Here is a 19,835-nt window from a genome sequence, read left to right on the forward strand (position 1 = left end):
TGGAATGAGTGAGGAACAAGGAATATATGTTTTTTGCGGAATACAAACAGAAAAGGAACAATCTTTTGGCACGGTCTATTTTGAAGGTCAGGACAGAGATATTTACACAATTCACTATAAGGACGCTGCAATGGTCGTCACAAAGGTCCCGATGAAAATCTATCATCCTAGTAAAGACAATCTCATGATGCATCAGAAGGTTCTTTCAACCGTGATGGGTAAGATAGATACGCTCGTTCCGATCAGTTTCGGAAACATGTTCCATAGCGAAGAAGATGTGATTGCATTAGCTGAAAGTCTCTATCCCCAGCTGGAAAAAATCTTTCCGCAAATCAAAGGGAAAATGGAGGTCGGTTTAAAGGTTGTCGGCAAAAAAGACTGGCTTGAGAAAAACATCAATCAAAACGAGGATGTCATGAAGAAAAAACAGGTCGTACATTCCAAATCAGAGGCTGCCGGATATTTTGACCGGATTCAGCTTGGTGAGATGGCAAAAAACTTCTTCCAATCGCTGCAGAATGACATCAGGTCAGAAATACATGAGCCTTTGACACCTCTTGCCGAAGCAGACAAGCTTAACGACCCCATTGGAGAAAAGATGCTTCTGAATGCAGCCTATCTAATCAACCGTAATGAAGAAGCTGCATTTGATGAAAAGGTGAATGAACTTCATGACAGATGGCTTGATAAAGTGGACTTCAAATACACAGGTCCATGGCCAGCCTATAACTTTATCAATATTAAACTGAAGGTAGAGGAGCCCACCACATGATTCAAAAAATTTTCACTTCTCCGATCAACCTGATTGTAAAAATCGGGGAAAAGGTACAAGAGGAAGTGGAAAAAGAATTTTATGATTTGGAACATATCCAAAAGAAGCTCATCCATCTGCAGATGATGTATGAGCTTGAGGAAATCGATGAAGAATCCTACAAGCAATCAGAAGCAGAACTTTTACTCCGATATGAATTGGCAAAGAAGCGGGAAATGGAAAAAATAGATGAATTAACCAAAAGTAAAAAGTGAGGCAAAAAGGATGGAAAAACTAGTTTACTTGTATGGCATCATACCTACCAAGGAAAAAGAGAAACATCCCCTCCCCTCTCTGAAGGGATTGGATGGGGAATCAGATGTATATAGTCTTCCATTTGATGAACTCGACGCTGTAGTTTGCGAGCTGGACCCGGTAGAGTACGGCGAAAAAGAACTGGAGAAAAAAACAAATGATGCGAAATGGCTCCATGAAAAAGCGTTTCATCATCACGAAGCTTTGATGAAGCTTTATGAAAATTATCCGATCATCCCTATGAAATTCTGTACCATCTATTCCAATCACGATAGCCTCTTACAAACAATCAATCATCATAAACAGCGAATGATGGAGATGTTGGATGATATTGCAGATAAAGAAGAATGGATTTTAAAAATTTATTGTGAAGCAGACAAAGTGAAACAAGGTGTTGCAAGCTACAATGAAGCAATTGAAGCGAAAAAAGAAGAAATAGCATCGATGTCACCTGGCCGGCAATATTTGGAGAAAAGAAAACTGGATCAGCTAATCGATCAGGAAACGGAGAAAGAAAAAAGAGCCTTCTCCGAAAAAATCCATAAAGAACTTGCAGCATTAAGTGTGGATTCTGAAGTGAAGAAGATTTGGAAAAAGGACGTCACCGGTCGTACTGAAGAGATGTGCTGGAACAGTGTTTATATGCTTAATAAATCTGTTGTGGATGATTTCTTATCCATTGTTAAACATCAACAGGAAAAATGGAGCGTATCCGGCTGGCACTTTGAACTAACTGGGCCATGGCCATCCTACCATTTTGCAAAGGTCAGCTAGTTTGGAGGGTACACATGTCACAGAGACACGAGTTTGAAAATAAAGAGGTTGGTCTCATCGATATACTCGATGTTGTGCTTGATAAAGGTGTGGCAATAAAAGGAGATCTCATCCTCTCCATCGCAGGAATTGATTTAGTCTATCTCGATTTGAGGGTGCTCATCTCATCCGTTGAAACATTGATTGAATCAAACAAGGAAACAGCTGCAACATTATCATCCAAACAATTGGATCGAGAGAAGGAGGCGTTGGATCGTGTCATCAATCAATCTTAATAACCAGCCAAAATCACTTGCAAATCTTGACCATCGTCCGGAAAAAAGCGGACGTATTGAATTGGATCCTGAAGGCGCTGAAGAAGGCCTTGCCCAACTTGTCCTAACCATCATCGAGCTATTACGCCAACTGGTCGAACGGCAGGCACTCCGCAGAGTTGACGGCGGAAACCTTACAGAAGAAGAGATTGAAAAGCTTGGTTTAGCATTAATGAATCTGGATGTAAAGATGGACGAGTTGAAAGAAATATTCAATTTGACCGATGAGGATTTGAACATCGATCTTGGTCCATTGGGTAATTTACTTTAAGCAGACGAGGGGTTTTAACATGAATAACGGTAACTCCCCGCAAACAACCACCCAATCCAGCAATCTGGTCGATGTCCTTGAAACCGTTCTGGATAAAGGTGTAGTAATAGCGGGAGATATTCGGGTAGGAATTGCTGATGTGGAACTGCTGTCGATCAAAATCAGACTGATTGTCGCTTCAGTAGATAAAGCAAAAGAAATTGGGATGGATTGGTGGGAAACGGATCCATACCTCAATTCCAAAGCAGCTGAACAGGAACAGAAACAACTGAAAGAAGAAAACAAAAAACTTCTGGAAAGACTGGAAAAACTAGAAGGAAAAATGGCTGATAATAGTAGCCGTTTACCATAGATAGCAAATGAAAACTATACTTCACAAGGAGGACTAAATAATGGAAAAACAACATGAGAAACAAGAGATGCAAAACAAACAGGATAATCAAAAGGAGCCGGAAAATGTGGAGGTGATTGATAAAGTCTACACAAAAAAAGACGTAATCAAAGGGGGCGCAATCGGATGGGCACTCGGTGTGGCCACTACCATGTTCTTAGCTCCTAAATCGGGGAAGGAACTGCGCGGAGATATAACCTATCAAGTTGGGAGTGCCAAGGATAAAGCAATTGACAAATCGAAAGAGCTAAGTGATTCCACATTGGAGAAATATACTTCAATTAGAGATAATGCATCCAATAAGACCAAGGAACTGAAAGATAAAATAAGAAGAAAAAAACAGTCAGATGAAGATGAGTATGAAGATGATGACGAAACGGAAAATACAATAGATAATGAACAAGACGACGATGAGGAGCTGGAGCAGGAAAAACAAGTGGAACAAGAAAAAGAGGAAGAAGCAGAGCAAGAAGATCAAGAAGAAGATGCGAAAAAATCCCAAACTTCAACTAAGAAGAAGCCTGCTGCAAAATCAAATCAATCAGCTACAAGCCAATCAGAATCCAAAAGACCAGCACCGAAAAAGCGGACAACCAGAAGGAAAAGTTCCGGAACAAATTCTACTGCAACTGGTGCCCAAAAAAGAGCGTAAACTAGATACGCAGAATACTGCTTTAAATGCAAAGGTGAGTTCTATACTTATTAGAACTCACCTTTTTTCGAAAAAAGGGAGAATGTCAGGACCCGTGTCTAATCGTCTGTTTCAGCTATTTATGCATGAATTATGGATGTTCGTTTTATTTCAAAATAGTTGTTCGTGTTCTAGTCAGCCAGAGACGCATCCATATTTTTCATAACAGGAGGGCGGCCAACCGAATGGTATTCAATTCCTCTGACTTTCATTTCCTGCAAATCAAAACAATTTCTACCATCAAAAATTAATGGCGTCTTCATCGTTTGGAAAATGTCCATATCCACATTCCTAATTTCATCCCATTCGGTTAAAATTAACACGATATCACTTCCATTGATGGCTTCTTCCACACTTTTGGCATAAACCATTTTATCGCTGAGCAGCCTACGTGCATTCCCCTCAGCAATTGGGTCATATCCGATAACTTGTGCACCCTGATTGATTAATTTTTCCGTTATGATTAAAGATGCCGCTTCCCTCATATCATCGGTGTTCGGCTTAAACGCCAATCCAAGGACAGCAATCCGTTTTCCTTGCAGCGAGGTGAAGTGCTCGTTTAATTTTTCGATAAGTAGTGCCTGCTGCTTCTTATTTACGTTGACAACACCTTTCAATAATTCAAAATTATAATCGACATTACCGGCAATTTTAATGAGGGCCTTTGTATCTTTCGGAAAACAGGAACCTCCATAGCCAATTCCCGCTCTCAGAAACTGGTTTCCAATCCGCTGATCCATTCCGACACCTTCTGCAACATGATCGACATTGGCATCAACAAGTTCACAAATGTTTGCAATCTCATTGATAAAGCTTATCTTCGTAGCAAGAAACGCGTTCGATGCGTACTTAATCATCTCAGCACTGCGAATATCCGTTTTATATACAGGAACACCATACGGTTTGTTGATGTCCTCAATCAGATTTGCCGCATCTTCATTATCTGTCCCAATTACAATCCGATCGCCATGAAAGGAATCGTAAATGGCAGAACCTTCTTTTAAGAATTCCGGATTGGAAACAACATCAATTTTCACCTCGTTTTTCAGATGAAGATTGATAGTCTGCTTGATTTTATCGTTTGTCCCGACAGGCACAGTGCTTTTCGTTACAACAGTGGTATCCTTCGAGACATTTCCTGCGATATCTTTTGCTGCCTGCATCACAAAGGAAAGGTCTGCAGCACCCTCGCTATTCTCTGGTGTACCTACAGCAATATAAATAACATCTGCATGTCGGAATCCAGCTGCATGATCCGTCGTAAAAAATAAACGCTCACTTTCGATATTTTTCTTCATCAATTCATCCAGACCTGGTTCATATATAGGTGAAATTCCTTTATTCATCATTTCAACCTTTGCTTCATCGATATCAATGCATGTCACCGTATGTCCTATTTCCGATAGACTGACACCTGTCACAAGCCCAACATAACCAGTACCAACAACTGAAATATTCATAGAAAAGCCTCCCTTAGTGATAGTGCCTGTCACTTCCCGGTTTTTGTCGATATTTGTCTATTTAGTTATCTCTTACTTCCTCATTTTTGAAAATGAGTTCTTTTAGCATTTCCAAAACATCTTCACCGATTTCTTCATTATTCAGAGCAAATTCTACTGTCGTTTTTAAAAATCCAAGTTTTTCTCCCACATCATACCTTTTTCCTTCAAACTCATAGGCAAAGACATGTTGAAGCTCATTTAATTTCTGAATGGCATCTGTTAATTGAATTTCTCCGCCCGCACCTTTTTCATGCTTCCCGAGAAAGTCGAAAATCTCTGGTGTTAAAACATAGCGGCCCATAATAGCAAGGTTGGAAGGTGCAGTTCCTCGCTCTGGTTTTTCAACAAAATGACGTACCTGATAACGTCTACCTTCGTTTGCCATCGGATCAATGATCCCATAACGTTGTGTCTCGTCATCACCAACTCGTTGCACACCAATAATAGATGATTCCGTTTCTTCGTATTGCTGCATCAGTTGCTTCAAACAAGGCTGTTCACCTTGGACAATATCATCCCCCAACAATACTGCAAAAGGTTCATGGCCGATAAACTTTCTTGCACACCAGACAGCGTGGCCCAAACCTTTTGCTTCCTTCTGTCTTATGTAATGAATTTCCACATTGGCCGATTTGTTTATTTTCTCAAGCAAATCGAACTTTCCTTTTTTTATTAAATTTTCTTCAAGCTCAAAATTCGTATCAAAATGATCTTCTATCGCCCGTTTTCCTTTACCTGTGACGATAATAATATCTTCTATTCCAGATTCAATTGCTTCCTGAACGACATACTCAATTGTCGGTCTATCGACAATTGGCAGCATCTCTTTCGGCATCGCCTTTGTCGCAGGTAAAAATCGTGTCCCCATACCTGCAGCCGGGATAATAGCTTTTCGAACTTTCCCCATAAAATCCCTCCATTTTCGGTATCTAGTTAATCCTTTGTTTTATTATTACTAAACCTATTTTATCATTCAATTCTATTTTTTATAATTAATTCTTATTTACATACATCGTTTCCGTACTGTGACTGTAAAGCTCAAAATATTGTCGTACGGAGCTTCATAATAGATTAGATAGTATGGGCTTTCCTTTCCATGTTTCCCCTGTAAAAAAAGCAAGTTTGTTTAGGAATTCTCCACAGATTTGACGATTATTCATTTTTTACTTTTACTATTTACTAGTAAAAAGACAAAAATATTATTTACAAAACAACATCTACATAGTATACTCAAACTTATAATTTTACATTTATATGTATAAATATACATCACGATTTGACAAAAAGGGAGAGAACGATTTTGGAACACATGGGACTCATATCATTAATACCGCCGATAGTTGCGGTTATTTTAGCAATCATTACTAAAAATGTTATTATTTCTTTATTTTCAGGTGTATTTATCGGTGTATTAATTCTAGTCGGAGGAAATCCGCTGGAAGCAACGATGTCAACCATCGGCAACTACATTTATCCACAGCTGTCAGATGGGTATAATGCAGGTATCATTGTATTATTATTCTTCATCGGTGGATTTGTTGCTCTAATGGAAAATTCAGGTGGCGGTGCAGCACTTGCCTATAATGCCATCAAATACATCAATACGCGTGCAAAAGCGCAAATGTCTGCATGGATTGGCGGGATTATCATCTTTTTCTCTGATTTAGGTACGCCGCTAATTGTTGGACCTGTTTTTGAAAAAGTTTTTGATAAATTAAAGATTTCAAGGGAAAAACTGGCGTGGATTATTGACTCGACCTCATCTCCCGTTGCTGTTCTGATTCCTTTCATCGGTTGGGGAGTCTATATCATGGGGCTGATTCGAAATGAATTCGATTTATTGAATATTACTGCATCCGAATTTGATACACTTGTCCAGGTCATTCCATTCCAATTTTATGCCATTATGGCAATCCTTATGGTACCACTCATAACGATGACAAATTTAGATTTTGGACCGATGGCAAAAGCAGAAAGACGTATTCAGGAAACAGGCGAACTGTACTGGCCCGAGTCGAAACCACTTCGGAGACCTGATGAAAACGCGAAATATACAGAAGGATCAAAAGCCATCCTGATTTGGCTGCCACTATTGGTCTTGTTTACCACTTTATTCGGATTGATGATCTCATTCGGATTCCCGTTTGAACAAGTTGCGGGTAGTGACTTCAGAATTTCGTTAACAACTGCATATCTTTTTGCAGCAGTAACAATCATTATATTGATGCTTGTCTATAAGATTAAAAATTTCAACGCAATCTTTGATATTTATACATCCGGAATGCAGCGTATGACCTATGTTGCTGTCACACTTATTCTTGCATGGGCACTAGGCACAATCATCAGTGAAATGGGTACGGCAATGTTTATTGTGGAAATCATCGATGGAAATATTCCGGTATTTATAATTCCTGCACTATTATTTATTGTCGGTCTCATTATGTCTCTTGCCTCCGGAACATCGTGGGGAACATTTGCCATTATGCTGCCAATTGCCATTCCAATGGCATTCGCACTAGATGCACACTTACTTGTCTGTATCGGAGCAGTTCTTTCAGGCGGTATGTTCGGTGACCATACTTCACCGATTTCGGACACTACCTTGCTATCCTCAACTGGAGCAGGAGCTGACCATATCGATCACGTAAAAACACAGTTTCCATATGCCTTGCTAAATGGGATTGTTTCCTTTATCGGATTTATCGTTGCCGGAATTACCGGAAGCGCATGGACACTTATTTTAACAGCTGCTCTCTTAGTTGTTGCAGTGTTTACCTTATCGAAACTTCAAAAGGGTAAACGGCAAGCTGTTTAATTAGAAACTCCCAGTGGCTCTTTTTGCCAGAGGGAGTTTTTCTAAATGAAGAGAGTCTGCTTTCGATGGACTTGGCTGTCACCAAAATGTTTGGTGACAGCCTTATTTGCACTTATATAGTAAGTCTATGCTCTCTTAACTAGCAAAAAAGCATAAAATTCCCCCTGAAAATAAGGGGGAAATTTAAATTAAATCTATTATCCTCAAGCATGAATCATTATTTCCATTGCCTAATCAGACTATCTGCGTGGCTTATTAATGCCTTTTTTGCACTCTGTGAAATATGAACTTCCAATTCTTTGTTATTTATTTTCTTCAAAAAGTCTTCCATCTTTTTAATCGCTTGTTTCATTTCACCATTGTCGTAATGATGTTTTGCTTGACTCAAGGTGGTAGTTAACTGACTTTTAAGTGGATCGTTAACTTCACCGACTGCTATATAATGCTCTATAAGATTATTCATTTGTTCGAGAGTTATATCATATGCCATGGCACTTCCGCCACCTCTGCGAACAGCTTCGGCAACAGGCTGCTTATTACCATCTGGCATAAATCCAATCCCGTTAAATGATCCTATTCCTTGAGTGAGGTCAGAAATTTCAAATTTATGCCCCAGTGCTTTTAACGCTCCGTATTCTTCTGTCTCTGCGAATTGCTTTTCAATAATTGTTCTTCCCGATATTTGGTTCTGTTGGGATAGCCTGGCCATTTCAACAGCTTCCGGCAACTCTATACCACGATCCAAATACGCTAAAATAATTTGTGTAACGGTTGATATAATGGTCAGACTGCCAGGAGCACCACCTGCAAAGACCGGTTCACCATCCTTCATGATAATCGTTGGAGCCATCGTACTTAACGGTTTCATATGCGGTGCAGCACTATTAGGCTCTCCTTCAGCGGCAAAAGAACGGGTCCGATTAGCCAAAACATCATTTAGTAAAAATCCATAACCGGGAACAACCATGCCGCTTCCACCAATGGAGACGATCGTATTCGTATATGCAACCACATTTCCATAGGAATCTGCTACGGTTAAATTAATAGTTTCCCCATTACTTTTTTCTTCGTCCGATTCTTCCGTTTCATCTTGTTCATTTTCTTGAGATTCTATTTGCTCGCTATCAACATAGGAAGCATCCAGATCCTCAACCCGAATATCACCAACATGAATACTAGAACCAACTGATCCGAACTCATACGCGCCAATCATTAGGCTTCCGGATGTGCTAACCGAATTATCCTCTGTCACAAAGCTCCATTCACTTGGCTCTTCATCCTTTCCATTCCATACTTTCACATAAATTTGGTTATTTACAACTTTAAGCCGTAACATCTGTTCTTCCTCTGTAAATTCATATGCAATGTTATGGAACCATGTGTTACTCCCATTCACTGCTTTGACGAGGCGAATTCTGTCCTCTGACGGCCTGATATCAACCCCGTATCCATTGTATGGTGAAACAGTCGGAGAAGGATAGTCTGCACGTAGCCAAAATCTCAGATGGGTATTAGAACCTGCTTCCATATCTGTAAATTGGTATGGAACGAGCAGCTCGGCATTTTCAGCAGCACGCATAGTTGCAACTGCAGTTCCGTAAGACGTATTTTCTTGCAGCTCAATACGTCCATAACCATCCCCACTTTGGTCCATAGTGGAATTTCTCGTATAAAGTGTAAACTTACTGCTATCCCATGGAGCACCAGCATCACCGGTAAATTGATGGGAAAACCCTTCTTCTGTATAGGTAGGTTCTTCTATTTCCTCTACTACGATGGATCCTATTTTAAAACCGCCTGCACCCTCACCAGTTCTATACTCCCGGGCACTAATAAGTAATCTACCTGGAGAGGACACGGAATCATCTGCAGTAATCAAGTTCCACTCATCAGGTTCATTCTCCCCATCTTTCCAAACTTTCACAGACAATTGCTCATCCACGACCTTAAATCTCAACCATTGCAGTTCATCTGTAATCGTGTGATCGAATCGGCCAATCTCTTGAAGTGAACCATTTACAGTTTTCACGAGTCGAATACTATTCCACGCCGATCGGATGTCCACGCCGTATCCGTTACTTGGACTTTGAAGGTTCGTAAAATTGTCTGAACGCAACCAGAAACGCAGGTCCCTGCTATTACCTGGATCCATACTGAATGGTACAAGCAATTCCTGATTTCCAGCTGGCTGCATAAGCGCTGACATTCTTGCAGATGATCTATCCTGATCCGCCAGCTCAACACGACCAAATCCTTCCCCATCAAGATCTACTATGCCCCCATCTTGTGTTTCAGTGGAAAATTTACGATTATCCCATCCATCACCCTCACCCCCGGAAAAGTCATATTCAAATCCAGGTTCTAACTCAGGGCTTCGTTCGTCCGTTTCTTCCACTTGAATTGGCCCTATACTAAAGGAGCCACCACCGTTCGTGTCTTCGAATTCAATTGTACTAATTAATAATCTGCCTGGATCTGTAACAGCATCATCTTCGACAACCAGATTCCAGTATTCCGGCTCCTCGTTACCGTCCTTCCATACTTTTACAGATAGTTGATTATCTACAACTTTAAATCGCAGCCATTGTAATTCATCTGTCAATTCATGATCGAATTGGGCGAAGACGCCACCTTCACCATCAGCTCTATTAATTAATCGGATATCATTGTATCCAGAGCGAATTTCCACGCCATATCCATTATGTGGACTGGAGCTTAAATTAAAGCCATCAGCACGTAACCAAAAACGCATGTACCGATTTGGCCCAAGATCATTAATTCGAAAAGGCACAAGTAATTCCTGATTTTCTGACCATTCCATTTGAGCTGTTGCACGTCCAGCAGAATTTCTGCGGTCTCCTATATTAAAATTGGCAAACCCCTCTCCATCAAGCTCAAATATCGTGTCATAAGACGTATCTACAAAAAACTTATCTTGATCCCAAGCATCCCCTTGATTACCTGCAAAATCATAAAAAAAGTTCGCTTCTAGCTCAGGTAATGGATCAGGAGTACGATTTGGATCTTCTTCATATTTCCAAGCATCTCCAGGAGCAATTTTCCCAATAGCTGCCGTATCATTTATTTGCTGACGGCGATCTGCAGCAAACTGTTTTGAGATCAATCCATTAACTGGTACATCGATATGTTCGGGATCGGCATGGTAGGCACTCCGATCAGCAAATCCCAGACGGGAAGCTTCCATAAAATAATGATAAAATTCTGTATCTGACATATTGCTGAGATCATAGCCTTCAAGAATATTAAGTATTTCTCCAATTAAAAGACCGCCACTTGACACAGGAGGCATTCCATAAAAATCATATCCCCTATATGTCGTAGTGATTGGTTCTCCGGTAACTACCTTATAAGCGGCAAGATCTTCCATTGTCATTTCTCCTGCTAAAACCTCAGAACCAGGGTTATCTATTGTTGGTGGATGATTTACCGCTTCTATAATTGCCTCTCCAATCTCGCCATTATAAAAAACTTCACTTCCATGCTCAGCTATCAGCTCAAACGCATATGCTAAATCTGGATTTTTTAACACACTTCCTGCCTCGGGAATTTCTCCGTTTTCTGTTAAGAAAGTCTCGGAAGTGGATTCAAACAAACGGAAACGCTCTGCATTTTCCGTAACCTCTCTAACAAAGTTATCATCGATGACAAACCCTTCTTTAGCTAATTTAATAGCAGGTTGAAGCACCTCTTTTAATGTCATCGTTCCATAGTTGTCCAAAGCTTCTTCCCATGCTAATACGGTACCAGGGACTCCTACAGATCTCCCTCCATTTATACGTACGTCACTTGGGTAAATATCCCCGTTCTCATCCTCAAAGGATTCTATATTAAACGAAGCAGGAGACATAGAACGATGGGTAAGCGTTACATTCTCTTCTTCCTCTGCCAGGAAGATATTCATCATTCCCCCACCACCAATTCCACCTGAAAATGGACGGGTTAAATTTTGTACAGCGGCCGCAGCAACAGCTGCATCAATTGCATTTCCGCCTTTTTCCATCATTTCGATGGCCGCCTGTGAAGCTAGAGGATGCTCTGTTGCTACTGCTCCCCCATTTCCTATTGCACTAGGTTCCTGGTCATAGTAAGGGTTTACAAAATCCGCCTCATAATCAAAACCTGTAGCCTGTACACTCGCTAATGGAGCAAAAAATAATAGAACACTGAAAAGAATAGATACTATTTGCTTGTATTTATTTTTGTACATCAACTTTCCCCCTTTGATAGACTCATAAAATAACATATTACGTTATCCCATTTATTTTAATTAATTCTATAATATAAAGATTCAAAATACAATCTATTATTTTTAAATTATACTATAGAACTATCTATGAACGATATATCTAATTCTAATTATCTACTCCGTGATAGAGAAATCTGTGGGTTATAGTTGGGACATATTGTGATCCTAGTAAAAGAGAGCGGATGTCTGATGCTTTTTGATTGTTTGGTATGGAAATCGTCTATGTCAGGTTTTCCTTTTTTCCTTTTTTCCTAGTCTACATGCTGCGTTATTAGTTATTTCAGGATAACGTGAAAACTCCCCCTCAGACAGCCAGATATTTAAATCTCGTTGTCTGAAAGGGAGCATCTTCTATCAGTTACCGGTTTTTTCCTATTAAAAAACGATCGTCTTATTTTGATGTACAATCACACGGTCATCCAAATGCCACTTCACAGCTCGAGCAAGCACACTCCGCTCGATCGACTGGCCGATTTTTTTCATATCTTCTCCATTATCGCGGTGATCGACCCTGCCGATATCCTGTTCGATGATTGGCCCCTCGTCCAAATCACTTGTTACATAATGGGAAGTAGCCCCAATCATTTTCACTCCACGCTGGTAGGCACGTTCATAAGGCTTCGCGCCAATAAATGCCGGGAGGAAGGAATGGTGTATGTTGATAATCCGGTTTTCATACCCTTGGACAAATTCATTTGTGAGGATTTGCATATAGCGTGCTAGCACAATTAGATCCACATCATATTGCTCGAGCAGCTGTTTCTGCTTTTCTTCCACTTGCTTGCGTATTTCCTTGTTTGCTGGAATGTAATAAAACGGGATGCCCAGTGATTCCACCATTTCACGCGCTGTTTCATGATTGCTGATGACAAGAGAAATATTGGCCATGAGATCGCCGCTTTGCCATTCCCAAAGAAGTTCGAGCAGGCAATGCGGTTCTTTCGAAACAAAGATTGCCATATTTTTGAGTTTACTCACATACATGATCTTCCAGTCCATTTGAAACTTCTCTGCCAGTGGAAGGAATTCCTCTTCCAGTCTTACTGCCCGATTTTTCAAGTTCGGACAGTCAAACTCAATCCGCATGAAAAATTCGCCACCTTCAGGGTCCATCGTATATTGATTAGATGCTACAATGTTAGCTCCATGCTCATATAGAAATTGAGAAACGGCTGCCACAATTCCAGGCTGGTCGGGACACTTGATTAGAAAACGTGCCCTGTCTTCATTTTTATCTTGATATGCTTTTATTTTCCCTTCAGAATAACTGTTCATAATCCTATCCCCCATTTTATACTTGGAACCTGTCATTCCCCGGTTTTTGTCGTGATTGTCGAATTCAACAGCGATGATCCATACCAAAAGGCTACCACTGTTTAATGTCAAAATGAAACATTAACTATTATAGCCTTTTTCATTCGATAAATTTCAGGGAGTTATAGGCACCTAACTGGAACCTAACTAAATAGGCTGCCTATCCAGTTAAATAGTGTTGCAAATAAGTTTCCGATAAAGTTGAAGAAGCGTACAAATATATTTTTGTTTTCGTTCTCTTTTTCTTCTGTTTTCTCTTCATCTAATGTTTCATCTAATGTTTCATCTAATGTATCGTCAGCCTGTTGTGACAGTTCGATTTGTTCCTTTTTTTCAGCTTCATTTTCTTCCAAGTCACTTATGTTTTCTTTATTTTCCCCAGCATTAAGTGAGGCATTGATTTTATCTGAATCTACTGGTGCAGCATTTGCCCGACCACTTACTTGAGATGTTCTCCCTGCAGTTGGTTTATTGGAAGACACTTCTTTATTAACCTCGTTCTCTTTTGCAATCATCCCTGATTCGACTGGAGCGCCTTTTGAATCATTAGCAAAGCTAGGTAATGCTGATACCGCTTCTTGCTCCGAACTCTGCTCTTCCCTCGTTGAGCTGCGTTGCTGGTTTTCAGCAGCAGAATCCTTTTCACGTACCAAAGCGACTTGCTCATTAACTATTTCTTCCGTAGTGTTCTGTTTCTTTCCAACCTCATCGTTTTCCGAAGTTTTTTCATCGGCTTTTTCTTTAATGACGACTGCTTCATCTTCCATAACCGCTTCATCAACTACATCAGGTTCAGTAGCCTCGGTACGTGCTATGAAGACTGTACCTTCAGATTGATTGCCGAAATGATCCTCGGTATAAAAAGCAAATGCATATTCCGTATCAGCTTCCAATCCTTCAACAAGATAAACAGATTCGTTACCTTTCTCAACCGTTGTTAAATAGGAATCCTCCAAGTAAATCTCCACAAAAGCGAAATCATCATCTGCTGGATTTTCCCAGCTTATCGAAAGGGAATCAGAAGTTGCTTCATTTAATTTAATGTTTGTAACTTCTCCTGGAGCAATTTGATCATCAGGAGTGTAGGTTATAAACCCATGACCGTAAAGGGGATCTCTTCCTGCTTTACCTAAATCCTGTGAATGGTTTATTAGTTCTTTCCGCAGTTCACTATTTGTCATCTGGGGAAATTTTTGCTTCAATACTGCAAGCATTCCGGTTACATGTGGTGATGCTTGTGATGTACCGCTTCCCATCCCATATGATCCATTTAAAAAAGTACTGATGATATTAATGCCAGGTGCAGAAAACTCCACTTCCGGTCCAGTTGCAGAAAACCACGTAATATTCAAACGGCCATCTACAGCGGAAACTCCGATAACACTCTCATATTTTGCCGGATAAGTGACACTATTCCCATCATTGCCACTTGCTCCAACGACAAGCAATCCGGAATCATAGGCATGATCCAGCATATTACGCAATGGTTCACTATCATCATCAGTACCTAAGGAAAGGTTAATAATATCCATGTTGTTTTCAATGGACCATTCAATAGCCTTCATTACATTGACTACCTCTCCTTCACCATCGGCATCGAGAGCCTTGACAGCATAAAGGTTGGATTCCGGCGCAATACCGACAACTCCCGTATCATTCCGTAATGAACCGATAACACCAGCCACATGTGTCCCGTGGCCATTATCATCGATCCATTCTGTTGTATAATTGACCGTTGAATGTCCGCCAGAGATTTTGAGATCAGGGTGTGGGGCGATACCAGTGTCAATAATTGCTATATTAATATTCTTACCGGTAAAACCTTCTGCCCACGCAAATGGAGCACCGGTTGATTGTATATTCCAATGTTCTGTTTCCTTTACGCTATCCGTTTCGGAAACTTCTGTTATGGTTTGAGCTGTATTTGATAGTTTTATAGCTTTATTATTCTCTATGTACGTAATATTGGGATTTTCATAGAATTCGTTTAAACTATTTCGGTCAATTGTTACGGCAACAGCAGCTATACTACTAAAATCAGACTCCAATTCACTACTTTTTTCTAAAATTAGCTGTCTACCAGCTTCATTTTCATAACCTATAATTACCTCAACGTCATTACTATCCATACCATAGGAGCTAACAGGATGAAATGAAATGAGAACTAATACAGAAAAAAATAGACACATCAGACGATTAAACGTTACTTTGGACAATTATCAAATCTCCTTCTCTATCTTTCTATCTTTCTATCTAGTAACTAAATTTTACCACTAATGTCTGGTGCCTGTCACTCCCCGATTTTTGTCAGAATTTGTCGCGGGAAAATGCTGCATCATTCTTTACAGCTTTCATCGTTCCCTATTATTGTTCTCTACTACATCCAATTTTCCGAGCGCAAGAATATTTACAGCACAATGGTAACTACCACCAATGCAATGATATACAGACCAAGACCATTGAATGTATCCTCTTTCACCCATTATATTTGAGGCAAAACGAGACTTTCGACAAAGATAAGGGAGTCACAGGCACCTTTCCACCACTTTCATCTCTTTACAATATTCCCTGGTCGTGTTATGGTGTATTTAGAAAATTTAATATTTAGTAGCACTAGGGGAGCTGTATGAACGGCTGAGAAGAACGGATTAGTTCTGACCCTTTGCACCCGAACTGGATAATACCAGCGTGGGGAAGTGCGGTCGACATGTATATCAGCATTTTCTGCAATTGCAAAGATACCTACAATGAGACTGCATTCCACTGGGATGCAGTCTTTTTAATGGGAAAAAAGAGGAGGAATTTACATGGTCAATCAAAATCAAACATGTACAAAAAGCGATATCGCAGGAGCAAGTTTTTCCATTCATCCAATGAGCAATCAGTTTATCGATATCATTTTAGGGGCGCTCGAAGAAGTCGATACATCAAAAGTTCATATGAAAACGGATGACGTCACAACTACAGTAAGGGGAAAGCTTGTTCACATATTCGATGTCACAAAAGCAGTTTTTCTTCACGCTGCAAAGACAGGGGAACATGTGGCATTCCAGGCAACATATTCTCTCGGTTGTCCAGGGGATTCGCAAGGGGAAGCATATATGGCTGAAGATGAAACAGCTCTCAATGCCGAGTCTGTAAAAAATATAACACAACCTGTTGCATCTAAATTTTCCTTGTATCCACTTGGTGGCGGCAATTATATGGATGTCATTTATGAGCAAATCGAAGCAATGAGAGAACATGTTACCGTCTCCCATGCCCATTATTCAACACGTCTGGATGGGGAGGCAGTAGCCATCTTTGAAGGACTGGAACAGGTTTTCAAAGCAACCGTAGACGGTGGCTCGAGCCATACCGTTATGACCGTCTCCATCTCAGCAAACAGTCCATCCCATAAAGGAGACGTAAAAAATGGCTAATTGGCGATTTAAAGAAATTGTTGTCATGGCAGCTTTAGCCGTTGTTTTTGGTGTTGTCTACTTAGCATTTTTACCTTTAGGCGGGGTTCTCGTCGGATTTTTCGGACCGATCGGCTATGATCTTATCTTTGGTATTTGGTTCATCGTTTCCATCATTGCAGCTTATATCATCCAGAAGCCAGGGGCCGCATTTCTATCTGAAACGATTGCGGCAATGGTCGAAGTATTAATTGGAAATGCTATAGGACCAATGCTCATCGTAACTGGGATGGTTCAGGGACTAGGGGCGGAAGCTGCATTTGCTGCTACACGTTGGAAAAACTATTCCGTTTGGGTACTCATGGCCGCGGGTGTTGGATCCGCTGTGACAAGCTTCATCTATGGCTATTTCATGAGTGGATATGCCGCTTTAGCACCTGGATATGTTACTGCTATGTTTATCGTCCGGATGATCAGTGGTGCATTGATTGCCGGGCTACTAGGTAAGGCATTAAGTGACGGGCTTGCCAAAACTGGGGTCCTTTCCAGTTTCGCACTAGGGAAAGAATACCGAAAGAAGCATGCAGCATGAGGCCATTTGTAGATGTACGCAGTCTCCGTTTACGATTTGAAACGGGAGAAAAAGATATTCTATCAAACATTAACTTTCAGCTCCATGATGGTGAAAGCGTCTTGTTGCTCGGACCTAGCGGTAGTGGAAAAAGCACGTTAACTTCCTGTTTAAATGGGCTATTCCCTCGTGAATTGGATGGTGAAATGGAAGGGGATATTTTTATCGACGGAAAAAAAACGATCGATTACAGACCAGGTGAGTTGAGCAAACAGGTCGGTGTCGTCTTCCAGGATCCGGAAACCCAATTTTGTATGCTTAACGTGGAAGATGAAGTAGCGTTTGGTTTGGAAAATATCGGTGTGCCTTTTGAAGAAATGGAAGAAAAAATCGAGGATGCTCTCGAACTTGTTGACATGCAGGACTATAAAGAATCAGCAATCGCAACACTGTCTGGCGGTCAAAAGCAAAAACTCGCATTGGCCTGCATTCTTGCTTTAAAACCATCGTTGCTTATTCTCGATGAACCGACAGCCAACCTGGATCCGATTGCAACAAAAGACTTAATCGAAACGATCAAAAACCTACGTGAGAAAATCAAATTCGGGCTTGTCATCATTGAACATAAGCTCGACGACTGGACAGATCTGGCGGAGAGATGTTTGCTGCTGAATCGCGAGGGTGAAATTTTTAATGATAGTTTATTGCGGACTGCAATTAGGAATAATCGTTCGCAGCTGGTGGAACAGGGAATCTGGCTGCCAAAGGTTGCTCAGTTTTTTTTGAAAGATAATCCAGATCAGATGGAACTGCCACTAACTGTGGAAGAATTTGCAGCGTATCCATCCCGTTTTGCATTCGTAGCGGAGAAAAGGATCTCTCGAAACAGCTCTGAGTCTGGTATTTCCATACTCGAAACGCGTAATATTGCTTGGTCTGCTAGGAAACGCGATATCATTAAAGATGTCTCCCTGTCTATTTACGAAGGGGAATTCATTGCGATTGTCGGAGCAAATGGCAGTGGGAAAACCACCCTTTCCAGAATACTTTCCGGCATACAAAAACCCGCTTCCGGTAGTATATCGTTAAAAGGAAAAGCGCTGAAGGAATGGAAGGAATCTTTGTTGCGCCAGGAGATTGGCTATGTTTTCCAAAATCCAGAACATCAATTTATTACAAATACGGTATATGACGAAGTCGCCTTTAGTTTGAAAATGAAGAATGAACCGGCTGAAACGATAAGGGAAAAGGTATATGAAATTTTGGATACATTCGGACTGCTTGAGCTTAAAAATGAACATCCATTTTCCCTGAGCCAGGGGCAAAAGCGCAGATTGAGTGTTGCCACGATGATTGTTGACGGCCAATCCTTCCTATTGCTTGATGAGCCTACATTTGGCCAGGATGCACAGTCGAATGCTGAGCTGATGCGACTTTTACAGCAACGTCACGAAAGGGGGGCGACAATTTTAATGATTACACACGATATGGAAATTGTTGACCAGTATGCTTCACGGGTCGTTGTGATGAATAATGGAGAGGTTGTTGCCGATTGTACACCGGAAAGCTTATGGGACAAAGAAGCGAAAAATTTGAAAGCATGGCAACTCGAGCTCCCAGTGTCTGTCCAAATTAAAAAAATTCATGAAGAGGAAGCTTACTATGTTTCTACAACGTCTTAATCCAAGTCTCAAAGCATTGACGATTATGTTATTTGTCGTCCTGCTGGCAATGATTTTTGACCCAATCACACCGCTGCTATTTCTTATATGGACTGTTTCCATTACATTTCTATTCGGAAAAGTGGCTTGGAAAAAATATACACTGTATTTTATTCCTTTTCTTATCTTTGCATTTGGAATGTTATGGACGACCATCATCTTTGCCGATACGCCAACAAACAAGGATGATAGCATAACACTGTTTGGCATGACATATCCACGGGAATCACTGCTGACTGCCCTTGCTCTTTCCTTAAGAGTTCTAAACGTTGCAGCACTTTCCCTTTTGTTTATTTTCACAACTAACATCGTTCATTTCATATTGAGCCTCATGCAGCAGTTAAGATTGCCTCCCAAAATTGCGTATGCCGTTTTAGCCGGCTATCGCTTCCTACCAATGATGCGTGATGAAATAAAAATCATCCATGATGCGCATCGGGTGCGCGGCGTTAATCAGGCAAAAACGATCAAGGAAAAGTGGGAAAATTACAAGCGCTATTCCATTCCGTTACTTGCAAGTTCCATTCGAAAAGCGGAAAGAACTGCGATGGCCATGGAATCAAAAGGGTTTACAGGGGAGAAAAACAGAACCTTTTATCGGCAATTCAGCATCAAAAAAACCGATTGGATTTTCCCATTAATCATGCTGCTAGGATTTTCTGCAGCCGTCATCGTTTCCTTGGAAATGGGCTATCTGAAACTATTTAGTTGAAGCATGGGGACGGTTCTATTGCTTC

Annotated in this window: 17 protein-coding genes and 1 riboswitch; of the genes, 12 read left to right on the forward strand and 5 right to left on the reverse strand. The window is 40.7% G+C overall.

Annotated elements, in window-relative coordinates; translation table 11 throughout:
* The first annotated feature begins 4 nt into the window (after positions 1-4).
* From MN204_RS07210 to MN204_RS07240, 7 genes are read left to right on the forward strand one after another with little or no spacing between them, the layout of a single operon-like run.
* On the forward strand, positions 5-772 hold the full coding sequence (locus tag MN204_RS07210) for a GvpL/GvpF family gas vesicle protein (RefSeq protein ID WP_249870428.1): 768 nt from the start codon (positions 5-7) through the stop codon (positions 770-772).
* Positions 769-1,026 (forward strand): gas vesicle protein GvpG, encoded by a 258-nt coding sequence (locus tag MN204_RS07215; protein WP_249870429.1) that lies wholly within the window; start codon positions 769-771, stop codon positions 1,024-1,026. Before MN204_RS07210 ends, MN204_RS07215 begins: the two co-directional genes overlap by 4 nt.
* Before the next feature lie 10 nt (positions 1,027-1,036).
* On the forward strand, positions 1,037-1,840 hold the full coding sequence (locus MN204_RS07220) for a GvpL/GvpF family gas vesicle protein (RefSeq protein ID WP_249870430.1): 804 nt from the start codon (positions 1,037-1,039) through the stop codon (positions 1,838-1,840).
* Between the two features lie 14 nt (positions 1,841-1,854).
* Positions 1,855-2,115 (forward strand): gas vesicle protein, encoded by a 261-nt coding sequence (locus tag MN204_RS07225; RefSeq protein WP_249870431.1) that lies wholly within the window; start codon positions 1,855-1,857, stop codon positions 2,113-2,115.
* Positions 2,105-2,425, forward strand: coding sequence for a gas vesicle protein K (locus MN204_RS07230; protein WP_249870573.1), 321 nt, complete (start codon positions 2,105-2,107; stop codon positions 2,423-2,425). Before MN204_RS07225 ends, MN204_RS07230 begins: the two co-directional genes overlap by 11 nt.
* Positions 2,426-2,444: 19 nt before the next feature.
* Positions 2,445-2,777, forward strand: coding sequence for a gas vesicle protein (locus MN204_RS07235; RefSeq protein ID WP_249870432.1), 333 nt, complete (start codon positions 2,445-2,447; stop codon positions 2,775-2,777).
* 40 nt (positions 2,778-2,817) lie between these two features.
* The gene (locus MN204_RS07240) at positions 2,818-3,468 is read left to right on the forward strand and encodes a YtxH domain-containing protein (RefSeq protein WP_249870433.1); all 651 of its coding nucleotides are present in this window, start codon (positions 2,818-2,820) and stop codon (positions 3,466-3,468) included.
* A gap of 170 nt (positions 3,469-3,638) precedes the next feature.
* On the opposite strand, the gene MN204_RS07245 is transcribed toward MN204_RS07240, so the two are convergent.
* Complete coding sequence (locus MN204_RS07245; protein WP_249870434.1) at positions 3,639-4,967, reverse strand: UDP-glucose dehydrogenase family protein; 1,329 nt, start codon at positions 4,965-4,967, stop codon at positions 3,639-3,641.
* Between the two features lie 61 nt (positions 4,968-5,028).
* On the reverse strand, positions 5,029-5,916 hold the full coding sequence (gene galU / locus MN204_RS07250) for a UTP--glucose-1-phosphate uridylyltransferase GalU (RefSeq protein ID WP_249870435.1): 888 nt from the start codon (positions 5,914-5,916) through the stop codon (positions 5,029-5,031).
* Between the two features lie 402 nt (positions 5,917-6,318).
* On the opposite strand from galU, the gene MN204_RS07255 reads away from it, so the two are divergent.
* Positions 6,319-7,824, forward strand: a complete 1,506-nt coding sequence (locus MN204_RS07255; RefSeq protein WP_249870574.1) for a Na+/H+ antiporter NhaC family protein — start codon at positions 6,319-6,321, stop codon at positions 7,822-7,824.
* Between the two features lie 217 nt (positions 7,825-8,041).
* On the opposite strand, the gene MN204_RS07260 is transcribed toward MN204_RS07255, so the two are convergent.
* From MN204_RS07260 to MN204_RS07270, 3 genes are all read right to left on the reverse strand, one after another.
* On the reverse strand, positions 8,042-12,052 hold the full coding sequence (locus MN204_RS07260; RefSeq protein WP_249870436.1) for a gamma-glutamyltransferase: 4,011 nt from the start codon (positions 12,050-12,052) through the stop codon (positions 8,042-8,044).
* 414 nt (positions 12,053-12,466) lie between these two features.
* The gene (gene purU, locus MN204_RS07265; RefSeq protein ID WP_249870437.1) at positions 12,467-13,366 is read right to left on the reverse strand and encodes a formyltetrahydrofolate deformylase; all 900 of its coding nucleotides are present in this window, start codon (positions 13,364-13,366) and stop codon (positions 12,467-12,469) included.
* A 182-nt stretch (positions 13,367-13,548) separates the two neighbouring features.
* On the reverse strand, positions 13,549-15,621 hold the full coding sequence (locus tag MN204_RS07270; RefSeq protein ID WP_249870438.1) for a S8 family serine peptidase: 2,073 nt from the start codon (positions 15,619-15,621) through the stop codon (positions 13,549-13,551).
* Between the two features lie 389 nt (positions 15,622-16,010).
* Positions 16,011-16,117: riboswitch (TPP riboswitch) on the forward strand.
* 95 nt (positions 16,118-16,212) lie between these two features.
* On the opposite strand from MN204_RS07270, the gene MN204_RS07275 reads away from it, so the two are divergent.
* The 4 genes from MN204_RS07275 to MN204_RS07290 are packed head-to-tail and all read left to right on the forward strand — an operon-like array spanning position 16,213 to position 19,810.
* The gene (locus MN204_RS07275) at positions 16,213-16,827 is read left to right on the forward strand and encodes a YkoF family thiamine/hydroxymethylpyrimidine-binding protein (protein WP_249870439.1); all 615 of its coding nucleotides are present in this window, start codon (positions 16,213-16,215) and stop codon (positions 16,825-16,827) included.
* Entirely contained in the window at positions 16,820-17,398 is a 579-nt protein-coding gene (locus MN204_RS07280) for an ECF transporter S component (RefSeq protein ID WP_249870440.1), read from the forward strand. Before MN204_RS07275 ends, MN204_RS07280 begins: the two co-directional genes overlap by 8 nt.
* Entirely contained in the window at positions 17,395-19,059 is a 1,665-nt protein-coding gene (locus tag MN204_RS07285) for an ABC transporter ATP-binding protein (protein ID WP_249870441.1), read from the forward strand. The genes MN204_RS07280 and MN204_RS07285 overlap by 4 nt, the downstream gene beginning before the upstream one ends.
* On the forward strand, positions 19,040-19,810 hold the full coding sequence (locus MN204_RS07290) for an energy-coupling factor transporter transmembrane component T family protein (RefSeq protein ID WP_249870442.1): 771 nt from the start codon (positions 19,040-19,042) through the stop codon (positions 19,808-19,810). The genes MN204_RS07285 and MN204_RS07290 overlap by 20 nt, the downstream gene beginning before the upstream one ends.
* The last annotated feature ends 25 nt before the right edge of the window (positions 19,811-19,835 follow it).

The organism is Oceanobacillus saliphilus, assembly GCF_023522835.1.
In the GTDB taxonomy this organism is placed as follows: Bacteria; Bacillota; Bacilli; order Bacillales; family Amphibacillaceae; genus Oceanobacillus; species Oceanobacillus saliphilus.

Bases quoted from the DNA above. Each gene is read 5' to 3' on its own strand.
- MN204_RS07210 (WP_249870428.1), top strand. From the start codon at position 5: ATGAGTGAGGAACAAGGAATATATGTTTTTTGCGGAATACAAACAGAA.
- MN204_RS07215 (WP_249870429.1), top strand. From the start codon at position 769: ATGATTCAAAAAATTTTCACTTCTCCGATCAACCTGATTGTAAAAATC.
- MN204_RS07220 (WP_249870430.1), top strand. From the start codon at position 1,037: ATGGAAAAACTAGTTTACTTGTATGGCATCATACCTACCAAGGAAAAA.
- MN204_RS07225 (WP_249870431.1), top strand. From the start codon at position 1,855: ATGTCACAGAGACACGAGTTTGAAAATAAAGAGGTTGGTCTCATCGAT.
- MN204_RS07235 (WP_249870432.1), top strand. From the start codon at position 2,445: ATGAATAACGGTAACTCCCCGCAAACAACCACCCAATCCAGCAATCTG.
- MN204_RS07240 (WP_249870433.1), top strand. From the start codon at position 2,818: ATGGAAAAACAACATGAGAAACAAGAGATGCAAAACAAACAGGATAAT.
- MN204_RS07245 (WP_249870434.1), bottom strand. From the start codon at position 4,967: ATGAATATTTCAGTTGTTGGTACTGGTTATGTTGGGCTTGTGACAGGT.
- galU (WP_249870435.1), bottom strand. From the start codon at position 5,916: ATGGGGAAAGTTCGAAAAGCTATTATCCCGGCTGCAGGTATGGGGACA.
- MN204_RS07255 (WP_249870574.1), top strand. From the start codon at position 6,319: ATGGGACTCATATCATTAATACCGCCGATAGTTGCGGTTATTTTAGCA.
- MN204_RS07260 (WP_249870436.1), bottom strand. From the start codon at position 12,052: ATGTACAAAAATAAATACAAGCAAATAGTATCTATTCTTTTCAGTGTT.
- purU (WP_249870437.1), bottom strand. From the start codon at position 13,366: ATGAACAGTTATTCTGAAGGGAAAATAAAAGCATATCAAGATAAAAAT.
- MN204_RS07275 (WP_249870439.1), top strand. From the start codon at position 16,213: ATGGTCAATCAAAATCAAACATGTACAAAAAGCGATATCGCAGGAGCA.
- MN204_RS07280 (WP_249870440.1), top strand. From the start codon at position 16,820: ATGGCTAATTGGCGATTTAAAGAAATTGTTGTCATGGCAGCTTTAGCC.
- MN204_RS07285 (WP_249870441.1), top strand. From the start codon at position 17,395: ATGAGGCCATTTGTAGATGTACGCAGTCTCCGTTTACGATTTGAAACG.
- MN204_RS07290 (WP_249870442.1), top strand. From the start codon at position 19,040: ATGTTTCTACAACGTCTTAATCCAAGTCTCAAAGCATTGACGATTATG.